The following is a 15,580-nucleotide window of genomic DNA, read 5'->3' as shown; positions in this document are numbered from 1 at the left end:
GTGATGAAATGGTCTTGGAAGAACGTCCTTCAATCATACTGAACCATCTAGTCAGAATGAAAAAACCAACCATGACACAGCTTATGGACGAAACGCAGTTATCCAAACGGCAAATTAAATATGACTTAGACAAAATCAACTATCGGCTGAAGGAAATGCAGTTGCCGGCTATTACTGTGCACCGAAACCAGGAAATCGACGTCCCTCTGAAAGTAATTGATCATTTCAATGGGCTGCAGCTGTCTTCTGAAGCAGATTTTATACTCGCTGATCAGGAAAGGCTCCTCGTCATCTATCTATATATTTTCATTCGAACCGAGCCGATCTCCTCCGCCCATCTGACTTCTCTTCTGAAGGTCAGCAAGAATACAGTGATTTCAGATGTCAGAAAGCTCAATAATTTGATCGCTCCTTCTCTTGTAAGGGTCCTTTATAACAGAAAATGGGGTTATCACTTGAAAGGGACAGAATGGGATAAGCGAGTGCTGGTAATGAACCATGTAAATGCCCTTCTTCAAAAGCCTTATGGTGATAAGATCCTCAAATTTATCGTAACGATGGGCGGCCATCAGGTGCAGCTGGAGCAAATTACAGAGAATCTCCAATCGCTCGAGAGGGAGTTCTCCTTACAGTTTGTTGAGGAACGGGTTGATCAGTTTGCTTACTTTCTGCAATTCTATTCTATTAGGCGGCGGGAGAGAAAGATCGTCCAGATTTATTCGAATGAATTGGACGTTTTGTTGCAGGATCCTTTCAAATCGGTTGCCGAAGACCTTCTTCACAGAATGGATCTCGCAGCGGCAGAACCTGAAATTGGTTATCTCATTGCCTTGCTCCATGGACTGTCACTAGGAAACACTTCGATTGCAAAGGATGACCAGGACCTGCTTTGGAGCATTTGTGAGAGGCTGGTTACTGATTTTGAGTCTAAGGCATGTGTCACTTTTCAAAACAAGAACCATGTGATTGAAACCTTATACCAGCACATTAAGCCAGCTTATTTCCGGATGAAATACCGCATCCCCATCAGCAATCCATTGCTTGATCAAATCAAGAAAGAGCATAAGGAGCTTTATTTTATCGTGAAGGAGCTGCTTCATCCGATAGAGTCACTGTTGAATATTACGGTGCCCGATGAAGAAATTGGTTTTATTACGATTCATTTTGGGGCTCTTCTGGAGAAACCAAAGCAATTGCTGCCGAAAAAGAAAAAGGCCGTTATCGTTTGTCCCAGCGGGATCAGTTCATCGTTAATGGTGAAGCATCAGCTCGAGTCTCTTTTTTCTGAGATTTCAGTAGAAAAAACTCTATCGTTAAAAGAATTTAATAATAGCAGCTTGAGTGATTTCGATATCGTCTTTTCAACCGTTCCGCTAAATACCAACAGGAACTATTACCTTGTGAAACCGATCATGACACCAATGGAGAAAAGCAGGCTGATCAATGAAGTATATCAGGCTCTGTTTGGAATTGAACATCAGAGTGTCTCATCAAATGAGGTCATTCAGCTATTGGAACGATACGCGAATATATTTGACAGGGAGGGCTTGAAAGAGGCTCTCAACCAATTATCCATTTACAAAAATGCAAAGAGTTATAGGAGGAATTCCCCTGTGCTGACTGATTTAATTACAAAAGAAACGATTCAGTTTATAGATGAATTGCCGGATTGGGAGGAAGCTATCAGAGCAGCGGCAAATCCATTGCTTTTGAAAGGGGCCATAGAAGCTTCGTATATCGACGCCATAATCGACAATGTCAAAACATTGGGGCCTTACGTCATTATAGGTCCGGAAATTGCCATTCCTCATGCCCGTCCTGAAATGGGAGTAAATGAAGTGGGAATGAGTTTTCTGAAGTTAACTAAGCCCGTCTATTTCTGCAATGATGAGAAATACCCTGTTTCCCTGTTATTTTGCATCGCTGCAATCGACAATAAAAGCCATTTAAAAGCACTTTCACAATTAACCAGGCTTTTAAGCAATAAAGAAGAAGTCGAAAAGCTAAGGCACCTTAATCATACAGATGAGGTTCTTGAACTCGTGCACAAATATTCAAAGGCCATTTAGCATTAAAAACACGAAGAGGGAGGAATCATGATGAAAATTCTAGCGGTATGCGGTTCAGGACTTGGTAGCAGTTTTATGCTGGAGATGAATGTCCAGGAGATTTTGAATGAACTTGGAGTGAACGGGGTGGAAGTCAGCCATTCAGACTTAAGCTCTGCGACACCGGACATGGCAGACTGCTTCATCGCCACAAAAGACATCGCTGATGGAATGACCCATTTGGGGGAGGTGGTGGTGATCGACAGCATCATTGACAGGGATGGAATCAAGGAAAAGCTTTCGGAGTTTTTACGATCTAAAGGAATGCTGTAAATAAATAGGAGGGGTACGTGATGGGAGAGAGATTTCTTAAGTTAATGATGGATATTTTGAGCCAGCCTGCTGTGCTTATTGCTTTAATTTCTTTTATTGGCCTTGTGATGCAGAAAAAGCCGGCGAGCGAGATTGTAAAAGGAACTACCAAATCATTCCTCGGATTTCTTGTCATTGCTGCGGGTGCCGGGATTCTGGTAGGCTCCCTTGAGCCGTTTGGAAAGATGTTTCAGGAAGCTTTCAATGTAAATGGGGTTGTCCCTAATAATGAAGCCATTGTGGCGATGGCATTGACCGAATATGGCTCGGCAACAGCACTTATTATGTTTTTTGGGATGCTTGCTAACATTCTGGTCGCCAGGTTTACGCCATTCAAGTATATTTTTCTGACAGGCCACCACACTTTATACATGGCCTGTATGCTGGCTATTATTCTAGTTGTTTCTGGTCTTAAAGGGGTTTCCTTGGTCGTAGTGGGTTCTATTGCCCTTGGTTTGATCATGGCTATTTTCCCTGCTATAGCCCAGCCTTTTATGAGGAAAATTGTCGGCAACGACAGTGTGGGCTTTGGTCATTTTTCCACTCTTGGGTATGCTCTTTCTGGGGTTGTCGGCAAAGTGGTTGGTAAGGGTTCAAAGTCCACAGAAGAAATCAAGTTTCCAAAAGGGCTCGGATTTTTACGGGATAGCTCAGTGACCATTGCCTTAACAATGGCTGTTCTATACGTGGTCATTGCTCTTTTTGCCGGTCCGTCCTATGTGGAAACAGAATTAAGCAATGGAACTCATTATCTTGTATTCTCTGTTATTCAAGCGGTTACATTTGCTGCGGGCGTATTCGTGATCCTTTCAGGTGTCCGTCTCGTTTTGGCAGAAATTGTACCTGCATTTAAAGGAATTTCTAATAAATTGGTGCCAAATTCAAAGCCGGCACTGGACTGTCCAGTTGTATTCCCTTATGCTCCCAATGCTGTATTAATCGGATTTTTCTGCAGCTTTCTTGGCGGGATTGTTGGAATGGCGATTTTGGGTATTGCTGGAGCGGTGATTATCTTGCCGGGCGTTGTGCCTCACTTTTTCACAGGAGCGACTGCCGGCGTGTTCGGAAATGCGACAGGGGGAATTCGCGGGGCCACAATTGGATCCTTTGCCAACGGGCTTCTAATCACATTCCTGCCTGTGTTCTTAATGCCTGTCCTCGGTGATTTAGGCTTTGCGAATACAACCTTCTCTGACAGTGACTTTGGGGCGGCAGGTATTCTTCTGGGCAATGCTGCCAATTATTTTGGAAGTATAGGTGTAACGATTCTTGTGATTGGTGCAGCCCTCATTTCTGTAGCTTTTGGATTTAAGCAAAAGCCGAAGGATCAAAATAAGGAAATTCAGGCATAGGTCTGTTATACGTTTTTCCATAGGAGGTTTACTATGATTACAGCACTGGAGCATCTGGAAACATTCCGTGACAAAATTCGCTTGCTAACGTTAAAGGAGCTGCATCATTTGGGATTTGGCCACTATGGGGGAAGTCTGTCGATTGTGGAGGTTCTCGCCGTGCTTTACGGTGAGGTTCTCCGCATCGATCCGCAAAATCCAAGGTGGGAAGGAAGAGATTATTTTATCCTTTCCAAAGGCCACGGTGGTCCAGCCTACTATGCTGCACTGTGCCTAAAGGGTTTTTTCCCTGAAGAAATGCTTTACACATTAAATCAAAACGGAACGAGGCTGCCATCCCACCCGGACAGGAATTTGACTCCTGGAGTGGATATGACAACAGGCTCTCTCGGCCAGGGTATATCCGCAGCAGTAGGGGTTGCACTATCCCACAAGCTTTCCGGCATGGATAACTATACTTACACCATAGTGGGGGATGGCGAGCTAAATGAAGGCCAATGCTGGGAGGCTTTCCAGTTCGCGGCCCATCATAAACTAAATCGGTTAGTGGTATTCGTGGATGATAATAAAAAACAGCTAGATGGGCCAACCAAGGAGATTATAGATCCGCTTGATTTTGTTCAGAAGTTCGAGGCGTTCGGGTTTTTTACGTTAAAAGTGGATGGAAGCTCAATACAAGAAATTTTACAGGCTATTAAACTCGGGAAGGAGCAGGCGGATAAACCAGTTGCGATCATCCTCGATACAATCAAAGGGCAGGGTGTTCCCTATTTGGAGGAAAAGGCCGATAATCATCATCTCCGGCCTGACGCCAAAGATGAAGAAGCGATCATGGAAGCAATCGACCGTCTGGAAAGGCAAGTAAGGAGGGTGGGAGAGTAGTGTTACAATCCGCATCACAACAATATGAATTAGACGAGCTCGAGATGAGGCAAATGTATGCAAATGTTATTTTGGAATTAGCCCAAAGCAATCCCAATATCATTGCGCTCGAAGCAGACTTGATGAGCGCTATAAGCACGAACAAAATTGCGAAGAAGATTCCCGATCAGCTTATCAATTGCGGAATTATGGAAGCCAACATGACTGGGGTAGCAGCGGGACTTTCACTCACTGGAAAGATTCCTTTCATCCATACTTTTGCACAATTTGCCACAAGGCGAGCTTTTGATCAGTTATTTGTATCTGGAGCGTATGCACGTCTCAATATAAAAATATTGGGCTCCGATTCTGGCGTAACTGCGGAACATAATGGCGGAACACACATGGCATTTGAGGATATCGGTTTGGTCCGTCTGATTCCGAATGCAACAATTTTTGAAGCAAGCGATTCTGCCATGTTAGGCTATTTATTGAAAAAAGCAGCCAACGAATATGGCATTCATTATATCCGGACGATCCGTAAGAAAGCCGTAAAGATCTACGATGAACGAGAGACCTTTGAAACGGGCAAAGGGAAAGTTCTTCGGGAGGGCAAGGATGTTACCATCATCGCATCCGGCATCATGGTGGCTGAATCGCTGCTGGCTGCAGATCGGCTGCTGGAAAAAGGTCTGGAAGCAACCGTTATTGATATGTACTCGATAAAACCGATAGATAAAGAGCTTATTATCAAGTATGCAAAAAGCACGAAAGCGGTGGTAACCGCAGAAAACCATAACGTCATCGGCGGGCTCGGCAGTGCGGTTGCAGAGGTATTAAGCGAAAACTGTCCTGTATTCATGAAACGAATTGGTGTCAAAGAACAATTCGGCCAGGTCGGTAAAACCGAATATTTAAAGAAGTTTTATAAGCTGACTTCCAACGATATAGCAGAAGCAGCATCAGAGCTGGTGAGACTGAAGTAAAACAGTGAAACAGGGGGACGGTTCTTGCGTTTCATGAAACGCAAGAACCGTCCCCCTGTTTCACCCCTGTTTCAATTCCTATTATGGAAAATAAACTTTCTTCAAATTTCAAAAAATTTCTAGTAGACTAATAGAGGGAAGGAGGAGTAAAAAATGAAGAATATTTGTCGAATTTTAGCCATCAGTACAGTAATTCTTATCGTAAGCACTGTGAATGTTTTTGCGAGTACGTTTCCAGATGTAAGCAAAGACAGTCGCTTTTATGATGAGATTATGTATCTAGCAAACAATGAGATTATTTCAGGATTTCCAAGCGGGGAATTTCGTCCAGCAGACAAGGTGACTCGAGCAGCCGCTGCGATTATGATTGGAAGAGCACTTGGGTATGACGGTGAGCAAAGAGAAACTAGCTTCCCAGATGTTCCCAAGAGTAGCAAGGCATCCGGATATATTCAACAGGCATATGAAAACAACATTATTTCTGGATACCCAAACGGGGAATTTCGACCTGATAGCTATGTAACACGCGGGGAGATGGCGATTTTTATCGCAAGAGCATATTCACTTTCAGAGGAAGAAGTTGTACCATTTAGTGATGTGTCTGTAAATATGAGTTCCTTCTCTTCTATTAGAAAAATTATTGCCTTCGGTGTAACTACTGGCTATGAGGATGGAACCTTTAGACCGGGTCAGCATATAACGAGGGAGCAATTCTCCGCTTTTTTAGCAAGAGCAGAGAGTGACCAGTTTAGATTAGCTGTAAACAAATGCGGTTACGATCCATTATCCCGTGTGAATCCAGACTTCCAGACCATGAATTGCTTGCTTACAAAAGCAGCTCAGGAGTCAGAGTTTCCAATTCCACCTGAGATTGTAAAGGCAGTTGCATTTGTTGAGAATGGCTGGAAGCATTTTAATTCGAATGGAGAGCCAATTATTAGTGATGATGGCGGAATCGGACTTATGCAAATTACCAATACGGCTGGGTATGATGTAGAACGATTGAAATATGACCTTTACTACAATATCCAAGTCGGTATTGAGTTCTTGGTTAATAATTTTAAACGTACTGATTTACCAAGAATCAATGATCATGATCCGACTAAGCTAGAGAGCTGGTACTTTGCGGTAATGGCTTACAATGGAACCGTTCCTGCCAATAGTCCATTTTATCAGGAAACAGGGGAAAGAAATCTGAATGCTTATCAGGAAAAAGTGTATAAAGTGTTAAGGGATTTTGGCCAGTTAAATACTAATATCCACTCTATCCCAATGACCTCTGATGATTTTCAGTATGACGGGAATTCTGGTGAGCCAATCGTTTTCCTTAAAAAGTCCTACCAAATGGATACAAACCTATTAAAATCAACAAAACAGTTGTTCAAAGTAGGAGATGCAGTAAGATACGAGGGCTCTGGACTTCGCTCGATCCCTAGTACAAAGGGGACACTAACTTTAACAAACTCCAGTGATGTAATGACCATTATCAGTGCACCCGTATACGACTATGAACCTGCATCTAATAACGAATTTATTTGGTATCCTGTTGAGGTGACTAAGAATGGCCAAAAGATGAAAGGCTATATTGCGTCACAGTATATAGTTCAATAGTATGAAACAGAGGGACGGTTCTTTTGTTTCACTATTGAATTCAGACAAAAGGGGAACACTCCCGTTCAGCCCTGGAGGCAAACCAACTCTTATTCAAAACCCGAGTCGATATCGAAATGATCGTTGAGATAGCGCAGGCCGGGCCAAACAAAAAAAGAAGTAACCAATCCGCCGATTGAAGTGTGGGAGAAGGTTACTTCTTTTTATATTGGTTTTATTTTGCACTCGATACTGCATGATCCCCAGCTGGCAGTTTTTTAACAGTTTTTCTAGTAGAAAGAAAAACGCCGGCTAAAATCAGGGCTAACCCGCCAATGGCAAGTGGAGGAATTTGTTCATCAAGCAAGAACCAGCCCCAGAACATGGCTGTAATCGGAACAAGATACGTCACAAAGGTAGCAAACTCTGCACTTCCTTCTTTGATCAAATAATAGAAAAGCAGGTAGGCTAAACCTGACCCAAAAACACCGAGACCTACCATGGCAAATACCGAATTCCAGGCAATCATCTCGTGTAACGGGAAAAAGGAGTCTGTTATAGCCATCACAACGAGGCTTCCTATTGCACCTGTCAGTAAAGTCATCAAAGCGACCATCATGACACTCACATCTTGCAAATATCTCTTGCTATATTGGGAGCTGAACCCATAACAAACAGTGGCTAATATCATCGTTCCCATCCCAATTAAGTCCTCTTGAAACAACTGCGCGATATTTAAATCAGTCAAAAGTAAAATGCCGGCAAATCCTATGAAGATCCCTGTCCATTGTCGAATATTTAACACAACACTGAATAGAAGGACACCTATAATACTTGTAAAAATAGGAGTCGTTGCATTTACCATCGAGGCTAAAGCACTTGAAATTCTTGTTTCACTGATTCCAATCAATCCCCATGGAATTAACGCATTCATACACCCAACGATCAGTAAAGACTTTAGAGGAAGTCCCTTCTTCCTTTGTATCAAAATGATGACGGCCAACGTTACGACGCCCAGCGTACATCGAACAAACACAATCCCCCAAGGTCCCAGCCCCTCAACCAAAACCTTAATAAAATAAAACGACATACCCCAAATCAAACTCAACGTTATCAAAGCCGCATATAATCTCATCTCTACTCCCCATTTCACAGGCAACTAACCTAATAAGTATACCACGGGGAGTGGAACGGGGGGACGGTTCTTCTGTTTCATTTTGTTATGAGAGGAGAGGGATGATGAGTAAATAATTAGACTTTTACATAACAAATTACCGTTTTCTTACGGGTGGCATACACTAAATTTGTCTAGCAGGCTTTGAAACTATTCAACTGCAAGGAGAGATTAAATTGTTTTACGGAACTAATATGAGTGGGACCTGGAACCCTGAACAATTAGCATGGCAGTGGAACAGGGGGACGGTTCTTCTGTTTCACTTGGTGAATTTACTTCAAAAAGGCGGCTATATTTTATATGCCAGGCACGGAGAAGCAACCGTAGGCGAAGATCAGCCAGATCTCAACTTTCATGATTGTTCGACCCAACGAAATCTTTCCGAGACAGGCAGAAGACAAGCAGTAATGTATGGTGAGGCAATTCGCCGCTTGCGAATTCCTGTTCAGTTCCCGGTTTATGCCAGTCCTTTTTGCAGAAATAGAGAAACCGCTGCATGGGCTTTCGGAAAAGAAAATGTGCAAGTCGACCCTTTTTGGATTACTATTTATAACTTGAGCGCCAATTTGAGTGAGTCGGAACAGGAATGGATCTTAACTTCTCTTCGATCCATTATAGAAACGATACCGCCTAGGGGCAGTAATAGGATCATTATCGGTCACAGTTTTCCAAAAGGGGTTGGTTTAGGTGAAATCCCAAACATGGGAACTGTTGTTATAAAACCTCTTGGACGGGGCAGGGGCTATGAAGTGATCGCCAAAGTATCTTTCGAAGAGTTTGTGGAAGAGCTGGAATGGAGGGCAGGTAAAACATAGGGGCGGTTTGCCTTTGAGCATTACTATAATTTTAGGCTATTTTCACAAACATTGTTGTTTTTCGTATTCAAGTTTTTACAAAAGACCTCTGATTCTGACACGATAGGCTAGGAATTCGGTAAAGTTGTCCGAATACAGCTCTGATTCTGACACGATAGGCTAGGGATTCGGCAAAGCTGTCCGAATACAGCTCTGATTCTGACACGATGGGCTAGAAATTCGGCAAAGCTGTCCGAATACAGCTCTGATTCTGACACGATAGGCTAGGAATTCGGTAAAGTTGTCCGAATACAGCTCTGATTCTGACACGATAGGCTAGGAATTGGGCAAAGCTGTCCGAATACAGCTCTGATTCTGACACGATAGGCTAGGGATTCGGCAAAGCTGTCCGAATACAGCTCTGATTCTGACACGATGGGCTAGAAATTCGGCAAAGCTGTCCGAATACAGCTCTGATTCTGACACGATAGGCTAGGAATTCGGTAAAGTTGTCCGAATACAGCTCTGATTCTGACACGATAGGCTAGGAATTCGGCAAAGCTGTCCGAATACAGCTCTGATTCTGACATAGTTTTCCTTAAATTCACCAAACTTGTCTAAATTCAACTATGTTGGACACAAATTGGTACTGAGAGGAACAAAGTTTACGAAAAGAGTTTATTTTTAAAAATATGTTAAAAATGTTATTTATCCCGTAATTTCCTCTTTTCATGCTGCAAAAGCCATTCCAATGCTTCCAGCGCTTTTTCTTTCGACATTTTACATTCATGATTATCAAGATTTTTATTTGCATATTCCGGTTTCGGCTCAGCTAGTTTATTGAAGTCTTCTCCTTTTAAAAGAAAATCAGTTGATACTTTAAAGTAATCTGCGATCTTTATTAATGTTCCATAGTCTGGCTGCCTAAATCCTCTTTCATAATTAGATAAATTTTGGTGAGGAATATTTAATTTTTCCGCTAAGGTTTTCTGAGTCAGATTGGCTCTTTCCCTTAATCCGCGAATTCTGTCTCCTAAAGTTGCCATAATCCATTGTCCTCCCAAAAGTCTTTACTTCTTCAAATTGTACTATATTCTTCAATATGAATAAAAAATAATAAACGAAAAGTATATTTCTGCATTGACATATACGAATCGTATATTTATTATGAACTTATGGATATTCTTCAATTCGTATATAAGGGGGGTGTGGGAAATGAAAGTAAATGAAACGGTTCGTTTGATCCGTTTGTCAAAGGGATTCACTCAAAAACAGGTGGCAGATCGGCTGAAAATACCAGTGCAAACCTACAATGGGTACGAATTAGGAAGGCGTAAAATACATGTAGAATTATTACAAGAAATAGCAGCAGTATTGGACGAACCTATTCAAAAATTTTTTAGCGAAAAAATATACAAATCGAAGAAAAAAGAACATTCCGTGTATGTATAGGCAAGAGCCGGTATAAATAAGGGGGGAGAGAAATGATAGTTTCTTGCACGAATACAACGATCTCTGCTGCGGAAGCTTCGGAGATTGCTCGTCAAAATTGTTCCGGTTTATTCAATAAGCTTTTCAGCGCTTTCCGACGAAATTCTTCTAAAGCGAATGTTCTGCAGGCAGAATGTATTTATTATCCGTATTGGGTTATTCACTATCACCTTTCATTTTCCAACCATGTCGAATCGATGTTTATCGTGGTGGATGGCTTTACCGGCAGTGCCAGCATTGGAAAAGGACTTCCGGCTGTAAATCAGGTCGAGGTGGAGAAAAGCAAGCTGGTACAATGTTCATTTTCTTTAGTAAAAGCGGTATTGCTGGCCAATGATTTTTTGACTGACTGGCTCATTTTTAAACAAAAACGGTTGCCATCATTCAGGCCAGTCGATTTTTTGAAACTCTATAAACCGCATTTTATTTATAGCTGCGAGAATGGCAGTAAACTGCTTTACAAGGCAATCGATGCGGAGACTGGCGAACGAAATTATTCGCTCGATACCCATTATTCGCAGCTGTTGTTTGAGGAAGAGCGATCGAGCCAAATTTGGAGGAGTTAATCGATATGAAACAGGGGGACGGTTCTAGCGTTTCATGAAACGCTAGAACCGTCCCCCTGTTTCACCGATTTTTAAAAGTTTCCCAATACTCTATTAACATTTTGCCTGTACACTTATATGAATAAAGGGGTTCCCAATGAATAATAGAAGGAGGATACAATGAAACGAATAGCTGCTGTTCTGTTAAGCTTTACTTTTGTATTACATATTTTTATTTTTGGCTCAAATAGTGCATGGGCCCATGAAAATCCTAAAAAAGCAACGGTTCTTTATTTTAATGATGCTCATGAAATCAGCCCTGTCGTGAATTCCTATGGTGACCGCGGCGGGGTGGCAAGGCTAAAAACGGTGATTGACAGAGTAAGATTAGAAAATCCAAAGACGATCGTGACTTTCGGCGGGGATCTTGGCGGAGGTACGCTCTTCGGCGGAGTTTTTCGGGGATACCCAATGGTTGAGGCTTTTAACCGGATGAATCTCGATCTTGCCAATTTTGGGCAGCATGATTTCGATTTTGGATCCGAAGTGACAAAAGACTTAGTGGATCAATCTGATTTTCAGTGGATATCCTCCAATTTAACGGATGCTGCAGGAAATTCTTTCGCAAATGTTCCTACCTACAAAATCTACAATATAAAGGGGATCAAAATTGGATTCATTGGACTTACCGATGATATGTATACTACGACACAGGATGGAAGTGTGATTCAGCAGGATTTGATCGAATCTGCTAAAAGAGCAGTGAAACAGATAAATGAAACAAAAAAGGTTGACGCCATTATCGCCTTAACCCAGGAATCGCTCGAGAAGGACAGAATGCTCTTGGATGAGATTCCGGAAATTGACGCTGTCTTTACTGAAGAAAAAGCAGAAAATCAATCCTTTATCTATCCCCATGGCGATCGTTTTATCCTTGCTCCTGAAGGAAATATTGGTTCCGTTATTCGTCTCGATATTATCAAGCATAAAAAAGAAATTGAACTTCAGCCAACGGTTATAGAAGTAGACCATACAGTCCCGGAAGATCCGGAGATGAAGGAATTGGCTGACTATTACCAGAACAAATTGGAAGAGGAATTAGGAAAAACGATTGCGAAATTAGAAACCCCGCTATTGCATGGTGAAAATCATGAATCCAGATACCAGGAAACCAATATCGGCAATTTTGTAGCTGCCAGTTATCGCGCCTATTTTAATGCGGATATAGGATTGATGAATGGCGGGGGGATCCGTTCAAGTATCGAAGCCGGAGACTTTACACTTCGGGATGCTTATACAATCCTCCCTTTCCGCAATAAAATTGTGCTGGCAAAAGTAAGTGGGAAAACCATCCGCGCGGCTTTGGAAAATGGCGTCTCTAAAGTGGAAACACTGGGCGGCGGATTTTTACAGGTATCTGGAATGAGCTATTCCTATCGTCCATCCAACCCTGTTGGAGAACGGGTGGAAGAGATCTTTATAAATCAAGAACCTCTTGATCCCAATAAAGAATATCTGGTCGCTCTGCCGAATTATATCTATAACGGGGGAGACGGATATAACTTTAGTGGAAGTGAAACAATCGTCGGTGAAGAAAGTGCCCGTACGGACGCAGAGGTATTAATTGAATATGCAAAGTCTCTTGAGGTTATCCGGGTGGAAGCAGAAGGAAGGATTACTGTCCTTAATCATTAGTTGAAGACAGGGGGACGGTTCTTGCGTTTCATGAACGCAAGAACCGTCCCCCTGTTTCATTATTTCAATCAAGACCGCAATCGGTAAGAAACGTAAAATCAATCCTTGTGTTAGAATCTAAATAAATGTACGACCTATTAATATAAGGAGGAAAATATCGTGAGTGATGCCAAAAGCAGTTCCGAGAAAGTTTCTTCAGAAATGTTTATGAAGCCGCTAACCCAACTGATCACCCCACACTTATGGTTCGAAAAGGAGGCAAAAGAAGCCGCGGAGTTCTATTGCTCTGTATTCCCGGATTCTACGATCACGAGCAAGACGACCTTGCACAATACGCCCTCAGGTGATTGCGATCTCGTTTCGTTCAACATCTGGGGACACCCGTTTATGGCCATTTCTGCAGGGCCGCTCTTTACGTTCAATCCTTCCATCTCGTTTATCGTTAATTTCGATCCGTCCCGGGAGAAGCACGCGAGAGAACAGTTAGACGAGGTCTGGCATAAGTTGTCCGATGGAGGAACCGCGCTTATGCCGCTTGACAAGTACCCGTTCAGCGAACGGTATGGCTGGATCCAGGACAAGTACGGTGTCTCATGGCAGCTCATTCTGACGAATCCGGATGGAGAGCCGCGGCCTACGATTGTCCCCTCCCTGATGTTCGTAGGCAAAAACTGCGGAAAAGCGGAAGAGGCACGCGAATACTATCTTTCGGTCTTCCGAAATGCCAAGCCCGGATCTCTCTTCCGGTACGGCGCCGGCCAAGAGCCGAACAAAGAGGGGACGGTTATGTTCACCGACTTTATGCTGGAGAACACCTGGTTTGCGTCAATGGACAGCGCGCTGGAACACCCGTTCAATTTCAACGAGGCAATTTCCCTAATGGTCTGTTGCGAGACGCAAGAAGAAATTGACTATTACTGGGGAAAACTTTCCGCTGTACCCGAGGCCGAGCAGTGCGGATGGCTGAAAGACAAATACGGCGTCTCTTGGCAGATCTCCCCCAGCGTCCTTGACGAGATGATGACCAAGGGTACGCAAGAACAACTCGATCGTGTCACGCAGGCGTTCTTGAAGATGAAAAAGTTTAACATTGCGGAATTGCAAAAAGCATTCCAAGGATAGCACCTCTTTTTCCAGTGTAGCTCGATCGTTGCAAGCAAAAATCCTCGATTCGTTTAGAAACAATTGCCGGTTGCACCCTAAAGCGTGGTGAGAACCGGCTATTTGAAACAGGGGGACGGTTCTTGCGTTTCATGCAAGAACCGCCCCCTGTTTCATTAATCTTTTATTTCTAATAATCGACCTTTAAGCTTTTCCTTCGCTCCTTTGCGCCACTGTTTCACCGCGGAAACGTTGACTCCTTCAATTTCTGCTATTTCTTGCACGGATAACATGTGAATACAGGTGTACATCACCCATTTCTTTTGCTGCCTTGTTAAATGACACCCTTCAATCATAGATAGAAGAAAGTGGTTTGCATGCAGCATCGGATCGGCATCATCATCTTGAATCATCTCCCAGAATTCTTCCTTCGGATAGACATTCCGCTGCTCGACTCGATTGGATCTCCTCATTTCCGTTAACATCCTCCCCCTTATATACGTATAAGCAAAAGAAACAAAATGGCCTTTTTCTGAATCAAACCTTTCCCGAGCTTCCCATAGTGCGATCAGACCGGTTTGGTAGAATTCGGACTGATTTTTATAGATGTTCAGTGACTTGATGATTTTATAAATCATCGGTTCAAATTGTGTTTTAAGCTGTTCAAATTCCTCCAACTTGCATTCCTTTCGAAAAGTGCACCTTTCTTTGAATTCCCAGGTAGCTTTACCATACTAGGGGGAAGGGGATGGGACAAAAGTAGGAAAGTTAAATTTTAAAGGGATATGCTCCCGGAATTTTAATTTTTCCTAAGAAAAATGTGATTTTCTCCAAGAGAAAGTTGAAAAATCAATCATCTTGATAGTTTCCTAGTTTCTTAAAAATTTAGAAAAAATCGGAAAAAATATATTGGAATTTTTTGGTTAATGAGCTATAGTAGTGATAGGTAATAGTAAAGAATACCCATTAGGGGAAATCAATTACAAATTTGGTGAAGGGGAAGTGTGTTGTTTGGAAAAAGCTAAAAATTTTATCACGCTAAGTACGATGGCTCTAGTACCAGCCTATGACGGAAAGAATCAGACGATTATTTTTGATCAATCAGGCAATCAAGTGAGTTATCCACATTCGAAGTTAAAAATACTAGATGATGCATGCCTTGTGAGAGCTTCCAGTTATGACGGACGAATAAAGGCAGTCCGGAAAGCTCTTCATTACTTTAACAAAACACCTCTCATGATTTGCCCTCAAGATTCTATTTATGCGTTGCCCACCATATCACCTCAAGACTACAATTGCATCTGGTTGTTTCACCATCACATTCAAGAATTCTTTAAAGAAGAAAACAAAACCTACGTGTCTTTTAAAAACGGTGATAGACTATTGGTCAATAACTCCATTTACTCCTTGCATAAGCAATGGGAACGGACAGCTAATACCAGAATATAAATGCTAATTTAAGAGTGTACATAAATGACTGTTTAAGAATGTACAGTTTGCTCATTGCGCTGCATAATATTCTTGGGGTGAATATTGTGCATATGCAAATCAAAGTAAATACAGATATCGAA

At 42.3% G+C, this 15,580-nt stretch carries 15 protein-coding genes; 12 read left to right on the top strand and 3 right to left on the bottom strand.

What is annotated here, in order from left to right; translation table 11 throughout:
- Nucleotides 1-8 precede the first annotated feature (8 nt).
- From MLE14_RS15300 to MLE14_RS15275, 6 genes are all read left to right on the top strand, one after another.
- A complete protein-coding gene (locus MLE14_RS15300; RefSeq protein WP_243299289.1) occupies nt 9-2,069 on the top strand; it encodes a BglG family transcription antiterminator in 2,061 nt (686 codons plus the stop codon).
- Nucleotides 2,070-2,099: 30 nt separating this feature from the next.
- Nucleotides 2,100-2,381, top strand: coding sequence for a PTS sugar transporter subunit IIB (locus MLE14_RS15295; protein WP_243299288.1), 282 nt, complete (start codon nt 2,100-2,102; stop codon nt 2,379-2,381).
- A gap of 20 nt (nt 2,382-2,401) precedes the next feature.
- Nucleotides 2,402-3,772: a PTS ascorbate transporter subunit IIC gene (locus MLE14_RS15290; protein ID WP_243299287.1), complete on the top strand. Its 1,371-nt coding sequence runs from the start codon at nt 2,402-2,404 to the stop codon at nt 3,770-3,772.
- 33 nt (nt 3,773-3,805) lie between these two features.
- A complete protein-coding gene (locus MLE14_RS15285; RefSeq protein ID WP_243299286.1) occupies nt 3,806-4,654 on the top strand; it encodes a transketolase in 849 nt (282 codons plus the stop codon).
- Complete coding sequence (locus tag MLE14_RS15280) at nt 4,654-5,619, top strand: transketolase family protein (RefSeq protein WP_243299285.1); 966 nt, start codon at nt 4,654-4,656, stop codon at nt 5,617-5,619. The genes MLE14_RS15285 and MLE14_RS15280 overlap by 1 nt, the downstream gene beginning before the upstream one ends.
- 153 nt (nt 5,620-5,772) lie before the next feature.
- Nucleotides 5,773-7,230 carry an S-layer homology domain-containing protein gene (locus MLE14_RS15275; protein ID WP_243299284.1) on the top strand — a complete coding sequence of 486 codons (1,458 nt, stop codon included), beginning with the start codon at nt 5,773-5,775 and terminating at the stop codon, nt 7,228-7,230.
- A 214-nt stretch (nt 7,231-7,444) separates the two neighbouring features.
- Here the strand turns inward: MLE14_RS15275 and MLE14_RS15270 are convergent, their stop codons facing one another.
- A complete protein-coding gene (locus MLE14_RS15270) occupies nt 7,445-8,344 on the bottom strand; it encodes a DMT family transporter (RefSeq protein WP_243299283.1) in 900 nt (299 codons plus the stop codon).
- A gap of 215 nt (nt 8,345-8,559) precedes the next feature.
- On the opposite strand from MLE14_RS15270, the gene MLE14_RS15265 reads away from it, so the two are divergent.
- Nucleotides 8,560-9,198, top strand: a complete 639-nt coding sequence (locus MLE14_RS15265) for a histidine phosphatase family protein (protein WP_243299282.1) — start codon at nt 8,560-8,562, stop codon at nt 9,196-9,198.
- Between the two features lie 683 nt (nt 9,199-9,881).
- Here MLE14_RS15265 and MLE14_RS15260 read toward each other — a convergent pair.
- A complete protein-coding gene (locus MLE14_RS15260; RefSeq protein WP_243299281.1) occupies nt 9,882-10,223 on the bottom strand; it encodes a helix-turn-helix domain-containing protein in 342 nt (113 codons plus the stop codon).
- Nucleotides 10,224-10,392: 169 nt separating this feature from the next.
- Between MLE14_RS15260 and MLE14_RS15255 the strand changes: the two genes are divergently transcribed.
- The 4 genes from MLE14_RS15255 (at nt 10,393) to MLE14_RS15240 (ending at nt 14,030) form a co-directional block, all read left to right on the top strand.
- Complete coding sequence (locus MLE14_RS15255; protein ID WP_243299280.1) at nt 10,393-10,629, top strand: helix-turn-helix transcriptional regulator; 237 nt, start codon at nt 10,393-10,395, stop codon at nt 10,627-10,629.
- A 32-nt stretch (nt 10,630-10,661) separates the two neighbouring features.
- Nucleotides 10,662-11,234 (top strand): hypothetical protein, encoded by a 573-nt coding sequence (locus MLE14_RS15250; protein WP_243299279.1) that lies wholly within the window; start codon nt 10,662-10,664, stop codon nt 11,232-11,234.
- A gap of 159 nt (nt 11,235-11,393) precedes the next feature.
- On the top strand, nt 11,394-12,908 hold the full coding sequence (locus MLE14_RS15245) for a bifunctional metallophosphatase/5'-nucleotidase (protein WP_243299278.1): 1,515 nt from the start codon (nt 11,394-11,396) through the stop codon (nt 12,906-12,908).
- 207 nt (nt 12,909-13,115) lie between these two features.
- Nucleotides 13,116-14,030: a VOC family protein gene (locus MLE14_RS15240; RefSeq protein WP_243299317.1), complete on the top strand. Its 915-nt coding sequence runs from the start codon at nt 13,116-13,118 to the stop codon at nt 14,028-14,030.
- A gap of 155 nt (nt 14,031-14,185) precedes the next feature.
- Here MLE14_RS15240 and MLE14_RS15235 read toward each other — a convergent pair whose 3' ends face one another.
- Nucleotides 14,186-14,686, bottom strand: coding sequence for a sigma-70 family RNA polymerase sigma factor (locus tag MLE14_RS15235; RefSeq protein ID WP_243299277.1), 501 nt, complete (start codon nt 14,684-14,686; stop codon nt 14,186-14,188).
- A gap of 334 nt (nt 14,687-15,020) precedes the next feature.
- Here MLE14_RS15235 and MLE14_RS15230 point away from each other — a divergent pair, with 334 nt between their 5' ends.
- A complete protein-coding gene (locus MLE14_RS15230) occupies nt 15,021-15,458 on the top strand; it encodes a competence protein ComK (RefSeq protein ID WP_243299276.1) in 438 nt (145 codons plus the stop codon).
- The last annotated feature ends 122 nt before the right edge of the window (nt 15,459-15,580 follow it).

Origin of the sequence: Bacillus litorisediminis (genome assembly GCF_022808645.1) — a bacterium.
In the GTDB taxonomy this organism is placed as follows: Bacteria; Bacillota; Bacilli; order Bacillales; family JC228; genus Bacillus_BF; species Bacillus_BF litorisediminis.
The sequence above is the reverse complement of the archived record's forward strand: the minus strand, read 5'-3'. Positions and strand labels throughout refer to the sequence as shown.